Origin of the sequence: Paenibacillus sp. FSL H3-0457, from assembly GCF_037981725.1 — a bacterium.
GTDB classification, from domain to species: Bacteria; Bacillota; Bacilli; order Paenibacillales; family Paenibacillaceae; genus Paenibacillus; species Paenibacillus amylolyticus.
In genome coordinates this window covers 6,953,839-6,967,029 of sequence record NZ_CP150283.1, presented here as the reverse complement: position 1 = coordinate 6,967,029, position 13,191 = coordinate 6,953,839, and the positions used below count along the sequence as shown (strand labels likewise).

Genomic DNA, 13,191 nt, shown 5'->3' with positions numbered 1-13,191 from the left:
ATTTTTTTCGGATATAATCCCGAGATTTCCGTCAATACTGGTTAACAGTAGAGTCACAGACCCCGACATGCGCATGTTAGACGGGTGGGATAATCGGAGGGAGAGAACGGAATGAAGTTGCTTGTGTGGTTTGTCAAAATCGTGCTAACCGTGTTGCTGGTCAGTTCACTGACACTGCTCACGACCGGATTAATTGTACAGTCATATGCGAAGTCGCTACTCGCGAGTTTCAATATTCAGTGGGAAGGTCAACCCATGGGGTTAAACGCCATGTTCCAAGGTGCTTTGGGCGGTAAAACCAGCGAGGGGAATAAATCGGGAAATGGGACGACAGATCAGCCGACAGGAGCGGACGAAGAGAAGGTTCCGGAAGATGCTGTTTCAGTTATGGGGAATGGGACGGAGAGCGGTCAATCTGGCGTAGATGCGGGCAACAATGCGTCCCAAGGGAGCGGCTCAAACGAGGGCACAGGGGAAGGTTCAGGTACAGATACGACCGTGGGATCAAACTCAGGCACAAGTGCAGGCAATGGGACGGATACGGGCACGGGTAATGACTCAGGAACAGATTTGGGTAATGGTACAGCTTCAGGCAATGATGCCATTGTTGTATCACCGGATGACATTACAGGAGCGAAGGACAAGCTGCCAGCAGAGGAGAAAGAAAAAATCTTCAGCCTGCTCATGAACAAGCTGCCGCAGAAAGAGATGCAGCAGATCTCAGGTGCCATGGAAGGTGGCCTAACGGAACAGGAATTACGTGAGATTGAACAGGTGATCTCGAAGTACCTGACCAGTGAAGAGTACGACAACCTGATGGAAGTACTGCAAACAGAATAGGATGATAGGCAGGCAGGGAAGACAGGCGTGCTCATAGACGTATCGCCTGATTCATAATGTAATGGACTTGTCGAGGATGATTTAATATAATTTATTTAAATAAATTCTGGAAATGCCTGTAGGAGGGAAAAGTGTATGAAATATAAAGGTAAAGAACACAACATATAAAAACGTTCAGGCAACATTGCAGAAACCTCCAGTCCAATTCGTGGACCTCCGTTCATAGGTGCTTTCAAGAGAAACGATGGACTTGTGTTTACGAATACACTAATTGGAGGTTGTATTGACCATGAACTTATATCATTCTAATTCAGAACCATCAGTAAAAGAGTTTGCCGAGGCGGCGAAAGAGCGATACGAGCAAGGGCTGCAAGAGGCGGGCCAGCCGTTTAGTGGCTGGGATTTTAGCTATGTAACAGGGAGTGGGAGACTCCAGAGCGGAATATTGCCTTGGTCATATGGAACGATGGCGCGCCGATTATTGAATCAAACAGAACGAATGCTCGACATGGGGACTGGTGGAGGAGAGATGCTGTCCAGACTCCGTCCCCTTCCTCCATACACATGTGCGACCGAGGGCTATCTCCCCAATATACCTATTGCAGAGGAACGTTTACAGCCGCTCGGTGTGAAGGTGCTTCCAGTGACTGATGATTCGCAACTTCCTTTCACAGATGGGGAATTCGATCTGATTCTTAATCGGCATGAGTCGTATGATGAGCGGGAAGTTAGGCGGATTCTATCGGTAGGGGGAATGTTTCTAACTCAACAGGTAGGTTGGTCAGATTGCAGGGAGATCAATGATCGGCTCGGCATTCCTATGCCAGCGGATTACGCTGAATGGGAACTGGATCGTGCTGTTCTTCAGCTGGAACAGTCTGGATTCCGTATTCTGGAGCAACGGGAAGCAACCCCTGCACAACGTTTCTATGATATAGGCGCACTGGTATATTATCTAAAGACTATCCCGTGGCAAGTACCTGATTTCAAAGTGGAACAGTTCCGTCAGCCGTTAATGGATATTCATATGGAGATGGAGCACAATGGGTTCTGGGAAGTAAAGCAGAAGCGATTTGTAATTCTTGCAGTCAAAGAATAGAGACATAAAAGTTAATTTCTATTGTGGCATGAGATGAAATCCAGTTTAAGATAAACCACAAACAGGTTGTTTACGTAATCCCTTATCAGAGTTGATCTGGTGAGGGATTTTATATGTATTTTTATGAAAAATAAAGCATATTTCACTGGGTCTTAGAACCTAGTCTTAATTTGCGAACAAAAGTACATAGTACAGCGCATGTTGAGGCATAATGGGTGATGGATCAGCCATACTATCTTATGGATAATTCAGGGAAACCAAGCGGGGCGTGGCTTTGCGGTGTGACGTGTAGAGTTGAAATGAGTGTAAAACCTGTGTTAAAGTATACGGGTGTGATAAAAGGTTAAAATTTTGACACTTTTACGAACGCAGCTAAAGTCCTGATTTTGCGGACACCCAATACAAGTATCAACGAGCATGGGACAGACACGATGGGTGATGTCTTGACAGAAATGCGAACTGAGAAGTGCTGAAAAGGAGAGAATCATGAAAGGTTTCAGAGGCATACGCCAACCGGGCAAAGACCGGGTACACGAACAATCCGGGGAACACCGGACGGCCGAAGACAAAAACAACATGAGCATGTCCACCTTCAGTGTGAATAAGAAGCGCGTTCTGGCCTCGCGCAAATGGATCATTACAGCAGCATGTGGTGTATTCATCGCAGCATCGCTTGGGTTCGCAGGCAAACAATATGTTACTGCAAACACCGTACCGTACTATAAAGTAATGGTTAAAGGTAGCGAGATTGGTACCATTGCAAATGAGGCACAATTACAACAACTATTTACAGACAAAACTGAGGAATATCAACATAAATATCCGGATGCAGAGATGGTGCTGAACACGGATGGCATCACAACCGAAACGGTAAGAGCGTACAAACCTGAAGTGAACAGTGACGAGACGCTGGACAAACTGGGTGACATGCTGACAGCCTACGCCAAAGGTGTGGAGCTTAAGGTAGATGGTGAAGTCATCGGCATTGTGAAGGATCAGGCAACAGCTGATGCAATCCTGGAACAAGTGCAGAGCAAATACATATCGGCATCGGCTGTGCGAAGTTCGCTGAAGACGAAGTCGGTATCGGCTAACTCCCCGAAGAAAGACGAGGGACCAAGCACAACCCTGAAGTCGGTAGGCATCAAGGAAGATGTAGCGACAGATGTGGTGAAGGCTGATCCAAACAAAATATGGGATGTGTCCGAGGCGGTTAAAGCTTTAACCGTTGGTAAAGACGCGCCTGTAACTTATGTGGTTCGTGAAGGAGATACAATCTCTTCGATCGCTGCAAAGTATGAAATAACACAAAGCGAGATTCGCCAGCATAATCCGGGCATCAAGGAAACGTCGCTTCAAATCGGAGACGAACTGACCTTGACCGTTCCGAAACCGGCGGTAACCGTTAAATCGGTTGAGCAGGTTGTTGAACAGATTGAGATCAAACCGCAAGTGGAAGTGCGCAAAAGTGACGAGTTGAAAGCAGGTACAACAAAAGTCGTGCGCCCAGGACAAAGCGGCTTGAAAAGCATGCAGTACCGTATAACCAAAGAAAATGGTGAAGTGGTTCAGGAAGAGTGGCTTGGTCAGGAAGTGATTAAAGCAGCTGTAACTGAAGTAGTCCTTAGCGGAACAAAAGTTGTTGGTGAGGGCACAGGTGAATTTGCTTGGCCGGTATCAAATGCAACGATGAGTAGCAGCTTTGGACAACGTTGGGGTCGCCAGCACAAAGGTGTCGATCTGGTAGGTAACCGCGATGTGAAAGCGTCTGATGAGGGTGTAATTACTTTTGCAGGACAGAAAAGCGGTTATGGTAATGTCATCATTATTAACCACCGTAACGGATACGAAACACTGTATGGACATTTGAACAGCATTGGCGTTAAGGTTGGACAAGTGGTTGAAAAAGGCGAGAGTATCGGCGTTATGGGCAACACGGGTCGTTCGACTGGAACACATCTGCATTTTGAGATTATTAAGAATGGAACGGTAGAAAATCCGTTAACGTATTTGAACTAATATAGAGCTTAAGTGGAGCAAGGTTAGCTATAATGCTGGCCTTGTTTTTTGCTGCTGTAAAAAATTTTCAGATGAAAGACCTTCCAAGCCCCTGATCGGGATGTGACGGTGCTTCAGGTATGTTAAACTAGAGAGTATAAACAACAAACTAGAGAAACAAATCAAGTAGGCTTGGTACAAGCTAAACATAGAAGAGAGATATAAACGCTAATGCGGATTAAGCAGGATATAGGGGTGAACTTAGCCGATGCAGGGGAAGATTTTGGTGGTGGACGATGAACAGCCCATCGCGGACATTCTGAAGTTTAATTTGGAAAAAGAGGGGTACGAGGTCATCTGTGCATTTGATGGCATTCGTGCGGTTGAACTGGCGTTATCCGAGAAACCGGATCTGATGCTGCTGGATCTGATGCTCCCGGGCAAGGACGGTATGGATGTCTGTCGTGAGGTGCGCGCTCATCTGGAGATGCCAATCATTATGCTTACCGCCAAGGATGGCGAGATCGACAAGGTGCTTGGTCTGGAGCTGGGTGCGGATGATTACGTGACGAAGCCATTCAGTACGCGTGAGCTGCTTGCACGGGTGAAGGCACAGATGCGCAGACGGCAAAAGCTTGCGATTACGGCAGAAGCGCATGAAGACGAAGAGAAGCAGGTCATGCGGCTATTTGATCTGGCTTTTGATATGGACATGTATACGGCTTATAAAGGCGGAGAACCGCTTGATCTGACCCACCGTGAATACGAACTTCTCTATTATATGGCGAAGCATTCCGGCAAGGTTATGACACGGGAACATCTGCTGCAAGCGGTATGGGGATATGAATATTTCGGTGATGTACGTACCGTGGATGTCACGATCCGTCGTTTGCGTGAGAAGATTGAGGAGAATCCGAGCAAACCGGAAACGATTCTGACTCGCCGCGGGCTCGGTTATCTCGTGCGCAGTGCCAAAAGCGTGGGGATATAATGGGCCGATTCGCGCGATTTTCGTTCTTCCGAACGATTCAGGCGAAATTGATAATTATCTATGTACTGCTGATTCTGATTGCGATGCAATTGATCGGGGTTTATTTTGTGAGCGCGATGAAGAACTCACTAACGAGCAACTTTACGGAAGACTTGCAGGCGCGTGCGGAGATGCTGTCGGTTCTCGTGGGGGAGACGATGGCTGGTGGAGAAGCAGAGGCTGGCGAGGACAAAACGGAAAATCTGCGTGTGCTGGTGAACAACCTGTTCAACATTAACGGTGCCGAGATTCAGGTGCTGGATGCCAGCGGCAAAGTACTGACGACCTCGCTAAGTTCACATTCGGACTATGTCGGGCGCAAAAACACCCAGACCGTCGTCAGCCGTGCGCTGCAAGGCATTCGGGACAATGAGGAATATATCGTGGACGAGGATAATGTTCGCAAAAAGGTCGTTGCCAAGCCGGTGCTGTCCGGCGGCAAGATCATTGGCGCGGTCTACATCGCGGCATCCATGAACGAGCTGTATTCCACGATGGAGGGAATCAACAAAATTTTTATCTCCGGCATTCTGATTGCCTTGGTGTTAACGGCGGTGCTTGGCGTGATCCTATCTCATACGATCACGCAGCCGATTAAGGAAGTGACGCGGAGAGCGACAGCGGTCGCAGAAGGTAACTTTGATCAGCAGACACCTGTATTTGGCACGGATGAGATTGGTCAGCTCAGTCGGGCTTTTAACTATATGACCAGCAGGCTTCGAGATGCACTCTCCCAGAATGAAGAGGAGAAGGAGAAGCTGACCTCCATTCTGACCAATATGAGTGATGGTGTAGTGGCTACGGATGAGTACGGTAAAGTCATTCTCGTAAACCGTCGTGCCAGCAGCATTCTGGGTATGCATCCTGCGGATATTGAAGGAAGACACTTCGCTATATTACTCGGCATTGATCCGGAGGATGCGGAAGCTCTCGCGAGTGGTTTCACAGGTTCAACGTTGCTGCAGATTGCACCTGCAGGACAAGAAGAACCTGTGGTCATTCGGATGACGTTTACACCGGTTCACCGGCGTGAACGGGGGATCACGGGAACGATTGCCGTACTTCAGGATGTTACTGAGCAGGAAGAGCTTGAGGCATCCCGGCGTGAATTCGTAGCTAATGTATCCCATGAACTGCGTACACCACTGACCACGATCAAGAGTTACGCGGAAGCACTGGATGACGGTGCACTGGAAGATCCGCAGCTTGCCGGTCGTTTCGTGGGTGTTATTCAGAACGAGACGGAGCGAATGATACGACTGGTTACGGATCTGCTGCATCTATCTCGGCTGGATTCCAAAGAGGCCATGCTACGTAAACAGCCAACTGACATTCTGGAAATGCTGGAGGAAGTGACGGATCGATTCTCGTTCCAGATGCATCAGAAGGATATTCAGCCTGTGCTGTCTGTAGAGAATGATATTCCGGCTGTTCCGCTGGATCGGGACCAGATTGATCAGGTGCTGGATAATGTCGTATCCAATGCGCTGAAATATACATTGGAAGGCGGCACCATTACGATTGCGGCTAGACGCAGTGATGAACACGCACTTGCCATCTCGGTATCGGATACCGGAATGGGTATCCCACAGCGCGATTTGGATCGCATTTTTGAGCGGTTTTATCGGGTGGACAAGGCTCGTTCCCGTAGTATGGGAGGCACAGGGCTAGGACTGTCCATTGCCCGGGAAATTGTGAAGGCACATGATGGTAGCATCTCTCTGGAGTCTGAAGTAGATGTGGGAACGACAGTAACGTTCACACTGCCGATGCGTGAGAAAGGGGGTGAGCACCGTGAAGGAACGGATTAAATCCTTGGTGCTTGCTGCCCTTGTTGTAGCCAGTCTGGTCCAGAGTTATTTTCTGATCTACCGTTTGCCCGGAGGCGGGGATTCCATTGTGACGTCAGAAACGAATTATGTGAAGACGGAAAATATGGGTCAGGAACGGAATATTGAAGAATTGATCTTCCCTGATCAGATGATTATTCATCTGGGTGAGGATAAACATACGGTGTTTTACCCTGGCAATACGTTCTATCAGTTGATCTATTCACGGTTACAGGGGCGGGCGTTCGATGATTTTCAGCGCCGCAGTGTGCAATCGGTGAACTGGGATCAGATTCGCAAGGAGAACCCTGGGTTTGAGCTATCGTTCAAAGAAGGTATTCCCGTAGCATTGTTACAGCGGGTGATGAGGCTTGGGACGGATTCCTTGTTCCAAGGGGAGACCATTAACCGAATTTCGATCTATACGTCCAAAAATGAAACGAAGGCCCATGCGCTGTTCTTCAGCGCCAAGGGAGACGTGGTATACGAAGCAACGCAGGCGGACCTGACAGTACAAGACGTGCAGCAGCATGTTGACTTCGGTACGAACTGGACGCCATATACGCTGATGGCTGGCGGGTATTATATCCCGGCCCAAGCTCTGGAGACGATTGAGGCAGATGTGCCGACAGGGCAATTCACGGTTGAGCAAATGCAGCGTAGTCTGTTTTTCGATCCAAGCATGACCCGGAATATCCGGGAAAAAGATGGATCGGAGATCTACACGGATAGTAAACGTAGTCTGCAGGTAAAACAGGAACAGCGCTGGATCAGTTATACCGATCCGGCGGCACCGCCTGCGGGACAGATTGATCCTGCGAAGGATGCGTTGTCTGCGGTTGATTTTGTGAATCAGCATGGTGGCTGGAAAGGCCGTTCGCGCATGATGCTGGAGACCGCCGACATCAAGACGCAGCTTGAATTCCAACAGTATTATGGTAGCTATCCGATTATGGATTCCATGCAGTTCCGCTTTGGCACGATCAGTATGGAGATGCAGCAGGAGACGGTATCCAGTTATGAACGTTCACTGGAATACCTGAACGAGGGTGCAGAAACGAAGAAATCGGTAAAGTTGCCCGGCGGAGACAAGCTGAAGGCTCTTATTAAAAAGGTAGCAGGTGAGAGTCGCCAGGTCGTAGACGTATATCCAGCTTATCGTCCTTCTTCGATTGAGGACGGACTAAAGCTGATCCCGGTATGGGTGATCCGCTTTGGAAACGGGGAGGAAACCACCGTTTCTTGATGGGTTGTAGGGTAATGGAGTCATTCGATATCCGAGCGAGGTGTAAGGTCACACGATAACGGAGAGGGCAGAAAAAAGCTGTAGAAGCGAAGCCAAAAGCTTTCTGAAAGAAAGCTGCATCGAAAGCATACGCTTCGCCTTTATCGCCGGATTTCTCCCTTAGGAAAAGGGAATCAAGAAATCTGGGGATAACAGCGATCGGAAGGTTGTTCTGACCGCGGAGTGGGCCAGTGTGATATTAGTTGCTTTTATCAAATTGGACGGAGGTGAATGTTTTGGATTGGGGACGGGCGAAAAATGTGTTGATCTATGCCTTTCTGCTGCTCAATCTGGTGCTGGGATACCAGATCTGGATGGATGCGCGAGAGACGGCCGGAGCCAATCTGGACTTCACCTCACTGGCAGATAATACACAGCAGGCGATGGAAGAGAAGGGCATTCAGGTGCTGGCTCCGATTCCAAATGAAACGCCGAAGCTGCCCAAGTTGTCCTATGAGTTCATTGAAGAGGACAGGGCTGGCGTGGATATGGAACTGGAACAGCCTGTAGATAGCAAGTTGATCTTCTCTCAGAGCGAGCTGGAAGATGCATTAGAGCGTGAGATTCCACAGATCGGGACATACCGGCTGGATCAGCTGATGGCTGAGGATGGGGCTTTTGTGCTTCACCCGCTGGTCGATGGCAAATGGCCGCTCTTCAATGTGAGTCTGGAGCTATTCTACAGCGACCAGAAAATAACGGGTTACCGTCAAACTCCAGTGCGGATTACAACCGCAGAGGAGAGCGATCAGCAGGTGCTTCCGGCGTCGAAGGCGCTGGGAACGCTGATCGAGAACTTTTTGCCAAATGATGCAATTGTCAAAGATATTCAGCTGGGCTATTACGGCCAGTTGTTCAATTCAGATATACAGGTAGCGATGCCGGCATGGCGGTTCGTGCTGGAAAGTGGCGAAGTGTTGTATGTGCAGGGCATCAGTGGGGATGTATTCAGTCCCAAGACAGACAAACCAGGGGAGTAATGCGTTATGGGGATATATTTTACCGTGTTATCCAGCGGTTCGACAGGTAATGCCACAGTCATACAACATGGGGGTACCTCTCTCATGATTGACGCGGGTCTTAGTGCGAAGCGATTGGATGCACTGTTTCAGGAAAGGGAGATTTCTGGGGCAGAATTGGACGGGATTCTGGTTACACATGAACATTCCGATCACATTAAAGGACTAGGCGCGATGTCTCGGAAATATAATTTACCAATCTACGCGAATCTGAATACGTGGGCGGCACTGGAGAAGTCGGTTGGGGCGATTCCAGAGGAAAACCGGAGGGTATTTGAGACGGGTGAAAAGCATGATTTTGGGTCACTGCGCGTGGAATCCTTCGGGATCTCGCATGATGCGGCTGAGCCGGTAGGCTACACATTCGATGATGGTACGGAGAAGCTGTCTGTTGCAACCGATCTTGGGTACATGAGCGACAAGGTTCGCGATGCCATCTCTGATTCTGACGTGCTGGTGCTGGAGGCGAATCATGATGTCGAATTGCTGCGTATGGGGCGTTATCCATGGAACACCAAGCGCCGGATTTTGAGTGACATTGGGCATTTGTCGAACGAAGCGGCAGGGGCAGCGCTTAGTGAACTGATGAACGGACGCATCAAGCGCACGTATCTGGCACATCTTAGCCGAGATCATAATATGATGGACTTGGCAAAAATGTCGGTGCGCGACGCGATGGAGAGCCGTGGATGCTTTTATCGGGACCATGAGTTCAAACTCTGTGATACGTATTACGACCGTCCTACGCCATGGGATAGGGTGGGTGAGTCATAAAGCTGTCCAGTTCGGCGGCTTTGCGCTCGACTTCCTCGCGGGTTAGGATGCCTTTATCAATAAGTAGTTCAATGATGGTGCTGAGTGCAAGGGTATTTCGATAGTGTTCTTCCTTGAGATCGGCCAGCTTGGCCGCCATATGAACTTCATCCATGGCTGTGAGTGTACGTGTGCGATCCATATATATCCTCCTCTATGAAGCTTCGAATTGTCTTTTACTATTATTGTAGTCAGGCTTGATGGAAAACATTCCTCTTTTTGCCGCTAACATTTGTGTGATGAGACGTGTATGCTGAACCTGTGACTATGCAGGGGTGAAAAAGTTCTTCAAATTTGCAAAAATGGCGCTTAGCGGACCGGATTTTGTGGTGATAGATACTATGGACCTTTATTGTTAAGCGCGTTATAGCGGAAATTTGCTTTAATTTTCGTAAATATGCAACTTTTTGTGATTTGACGTGTTTAGTATATGAGGAGCATTGTGATTTTGGCTGTTTTGTGTGTGAAATGGCATGTCATAGAATGCGAGAGCATGATTGATAGAGTCACTGACAGAATGGCGTGTCCGTTCTGTTGTACATAGACGCTGTATCTTGATTTGATGCCGGGATGCGGCGATATGCAAGACCATTTTTTAAAATTGCAAAAAAGCATGGGAAACCGTTGGAGTCTTCACGTAACGAAGACGACAGAAGAAACCTGAAGAAACAGAGTGTTCGCCTTTAGGAACAAATTTTCACCTTGGAAGAGGGGATCAAAAAAATTTGTGAGTAACAGCGATCGGAAGGTTCATCTGTTGGCGGAGTGGTGTATGTGAGAACTCCATCGTTGATCCATGCGACAACTTAGGCGGCAGTCAGGGTCTTGATGCGTGACAACGAAGGGGAGAGGATCACGATGGGATTGTTTGGAGACGATTTTTATTCAACCAAAGTATCAAGACGCGCCGAACCTGAACAGAAAGGCAAACTTCAGATCATCCGCCCTGGAGGCAGAGCACGTGGACGTGACCGCTGGAGCAATCCGCGTAGATCGCGTACAGGAATCAGTTCCACAGTGAAGGTAGCTGTGATTAGCTCAGTGATCAGCTCCATCGTGACCGTCATGCTGTTTAGCTTCATCACACAGCCCGCTTCGTTACCGCTGGCTAATGCTACAGGTAATGGTGGTGGAGGCGGTGCACAGACAGCGCAGGCAGCTGATCCATACGACCGGATTATCCAGGCAGCAGCCCATGTTCGTCCTTCCGTGGTGAGCATTGTGAACCATAAAACGGGTAGCAGTCTATCGATGGAAGATTCGGCGCTGGGCTCAGGGGTCATTTTCAAGAAGGAAGATGGCAAGGCTTATATTATGACCAACCACCACGTTGTGGAGGGTGCGAGTGATCTGGAGATTGTGACCGTAGATGGGGAGACACATAAGGCAAAGCTGGTCGGTAAAGACCGTGTAAGTGACATTGCTGTATTATCCGCAGAAGATAAAGGGCTAGGTGCAGTCGCGGAGATTGGTGATTCCAGCAAACTTCAGCGGGGTCAAACGGTGTTGGCAATCGGGAACCCGCTTGGTCTGGGCGGTACGCTGACATCCGGTATTGTCAGTTACACGGATCGCATTCTGCCTGTATCTATTAATCAGGACGGAGTGTACGACTGGGAGCAAAACGTAATCCAGACGGATGCGGCGATTAATGAAGGTAATAGCGGCGGTGCATTGGTCGATTTGAACGGCAAAGTGGTCGGCATCAACACGATGAAAATCTCGGATACGGGCGTTGAAGGTCTTGGCTTCGCGATTCCGATGAACGAAGTGATGAAAACGGTAGATTCCCTGCTACTGAACGGCAAAGTATCTCGTCCATACCTGGGCGTGTACACGGTAGATCTGAGCAACCCTTATGCACCACTGGATGACGAGCAACGTAAAGATCTGAAGTTGCCCTCTCACGTGGACAGCGGCGTGGTTGTGCTGGAAGCATCCGGTCCGGCATCTGAAGCAGGTATGAAGCTGAATGATGTCATTACGGAGTTTGACGGGCAAAAAATTACCTCCACGCTGGATCTGCGGAAATATCTGTACGATTCGAAGAAGATTGGGGACACGATTGAAGTGACCTTCTACCGGGATGGCAAAGTGGAGAAAGTATCGGTGAAGCTGACGGATAAACCGGAGTAAGGGAAGATCAACGTGCGAGCCCATACTGTTGCGTGGATTGAAATAGGGAATGCTAGAAGAGTGATCAGATTAACTGACCACTCTTTTTTAGTTATTATGAGTGGATGTGCTCGTTCGACAGTAAATGAGTAGATCAACCATTTTATATTCTCATGATCAGTTAGACCCGGAGCCAAAGGAGCAGATACATAAGACTAGGGCTGTGGTAAACTGTTGTCAATATGTTGGAGACGGTCGCTGATGCAATAACATCTGTTTGTCGATCATATTTTTATTTCAGAATGGAAGGGGTATTTTTGATGAAACATTTGAGGAAAAAGATGCTTGGGGGAACGAGCTTGGCGCTGTCCCTGTTTATGCTGTCCGCCTGTGGATCTGAGGTAGCTACGACAGGAGCATCTGTAGATACAAGTGCTCTGCAAGAGAAGATTGCAGGGCTTGAGAAGAAACTGGTGGAGCAGGGAGCCAAGAGCGTTGAGCAGGAGCAAAAGATCGCAGCACTTGAGACCAAGTTGAATGAGTTGAGTACAAGTGTGATTGCGGTAGGTGAGGCTGGTGGTCAAACGCCTGTAACATCGGGAAACAACGGATCGGCCGGGAAAGGCGACGGGGTGCTGATTACCTTTGCCCAGTATGAGAAGCTTGAGGTTGGCATGTCGGTGGGAGATGTCATCGAGATCCTCGGCGGCGAAGGTGAAGCGCTGAGTGAAGCGGAGAACATGGTGGTGTACAACTATAAAGGCACAGCCGGCAATGGTGCCAATGCGGTTATTGCTTTTCAAGGCGGAAAGCTGTTGACGAAGGCGCAGTCGGGATTGAAGTAAAATTAGTATTGGACATGAAGAGTCTGAATCTGTGGAATAAAGCGTATTACAGGGTTAGGGGAAGTTAAATGGGGGACCAATCAGAAAATTCTGGTTGGTCTTTTTGTTGTTTTTATAAAGTTTTTGAGTAGCGGAAAAGTTATTAGAAGTAGATTTTTTGAACAAATAACTTGACATTCGCAGTTAGTTGTAACTATAATCATTACATTATATAAGTTGTAACTGTATTAGTTACATATAATGATTTGAAGGGGGATTCAGTCGAAGCAATTGTACAACCAGACTATAGGATGGTTTAAAAAATCAACGGAATTGGCT

At 48.4% G+C, this 13,191-nt stretch carries 11 protein-coding genes; 10 read left to right on the top strand and 1 reads right to left on the bottom strand.

The features are described 5' to 3' along the window. Positions 1-111: 111 nt before the first annotated feature. From MHH25_RS30550 to MHH25_RS30515, 8 genes are all read left to right on the top strand, one after another. Entirely contained in the window at positions 112-840 is a 729-nt protein-coding gene (locus MHH25_RS30550; RefSeq protein WP_340018828.1) for a hypothetical protein, read from the top strand. A 289-nt stretch (positions 841-1,129) separates the two neighbouring features. Further along, positions 1,130-1,939 (top strand): class I SAM-dependent methyltransferase, encoded by an 810-nt coding sequence (locus tag MHH25_RS30545; protein ID WP_340018827.1) that lies wholly within the window; start codon positions 1,130-1,132, stop codon positions 1,937-1,939. A 486-nt stretch (positions 1,940-2,425) separates the two neighbouring features. Continuing rightward, complete coding sequence (locus MHH25_RS30540) at positions 2,426-3,958, top strand: peptidoglycan DD-metalloendopeptidase family protein (protein ID WP_340018826.1); 1,533 nt, start codon at positions 2,426-2,428, stop codon at positions 3,956-3,958. Positions 3,959-4,205: 247 nt separating this feature from the next. Next, entirely contained in the window at positions 4,206-4,928 is a 723-nt protein-coding gene (gene yycF, locus MHH25_RS30535) for a response regulator YycF (RefSeq protein WP_017691453.1), read from the top strand. Continuing rightward, positions 4,928-6,778 (top strand): cell wall metabolism sensor histidine kinase WalK, encoded by a 1,851-nt coding sequence (walK, locus tag MHH25_RS30530; RefSeq protein WP_076252173.1) that lies wholly within the window; start codon positions 4,928-4,930, stop codon positions 6,776-6,778. The genes yycF and walK overlap by 1 nt, the downstream gene beginning before the upstream one ends. Beyond that, a complete protein-coding gene (gene yycH, locus MHH25_RS30525) occupies positions 6,762-8,042 on the top strand; it encodes a two-component system activity regulator YycH (RefSeq protein ID WP_340018825.1) in 1,281 nt (426 codons plus the stop codon). Before walK ends, yycH begins: the two co-directional genes overlap by 17 nt. Before the next feature lie 275 nt (positions 8,043-8,317). Continuing rightward, positions 8,318-9,061 carry a two-component system regulatory protein YycI gene (gene yycI / locus MHH25_RS30520; RefSeq protein WP_047841111.1) on the top strand — a complete coding sequence of 248 codons (744 nt, stop codon included), beginning with the start codon at positions 8,318-8,320 and terminating at the stop codon, positions 9,059-9,061. A gap of 6 nt (positions 9,062-9,067) precedes the next feature. Continuing rightward, on the top strand, positions 9,068-9,874 hold the full coding sequence (locus MHH25_RS30515; protein WP_340018824.1) for an MBL fold metallo-hydrolase: 807 nt from the start codon (positions 9,068-9,070) through the stop codon (positions 9,872-9,874). Here the strand turns inward: MHH25_RS30515 and MHH25_RS30510 are convergent. Next, positions 9,843-10,055 carry a hypothetical protein gene (locus MHH25_RS30510; protein WP_340018823.1) on the bottom strand — a complete coding sequence of 71 codons (213 nt, stop codon included), beginning with the start codon at positions 10,053-10,055 and terminating at the stop codon, positions 9,843-9,845. The genes MHH25_RS30515 and MHH25_RS30510 overlap by 32 nt on opposite strands. Positions 10,056-10,771: 716 nt before the next feature. Between MHH25_RS30510 and MHH25_RS30505 the strand changes: the two genes are divergently transcribed. Further along, a complete protein-coding gene (locus MHH25_RS30505; RefSeq protein ID WP_076329301.1) occupies positions 10,772-12,049 on the top strand; it encodes a trypsin-like peptidase domain-containing protein in 1,278 nt (425 codons plus the stop codon). A gap of 299 nt (positions 12,050-12,348) precedes the next feature. Next, positions 12,349-12,873: a hypothetical protein gene (locus MHH25_RS30500; RefSeq protein ID WP_338707425.1), complete on the top strand. Its 525-nt coding sequence runs from the start codon at positions 12,349-12,351 to the stop codon at positions 12,871-12,873. Positions 12,874-13,191: the final 318 nt, after the last annotated feature.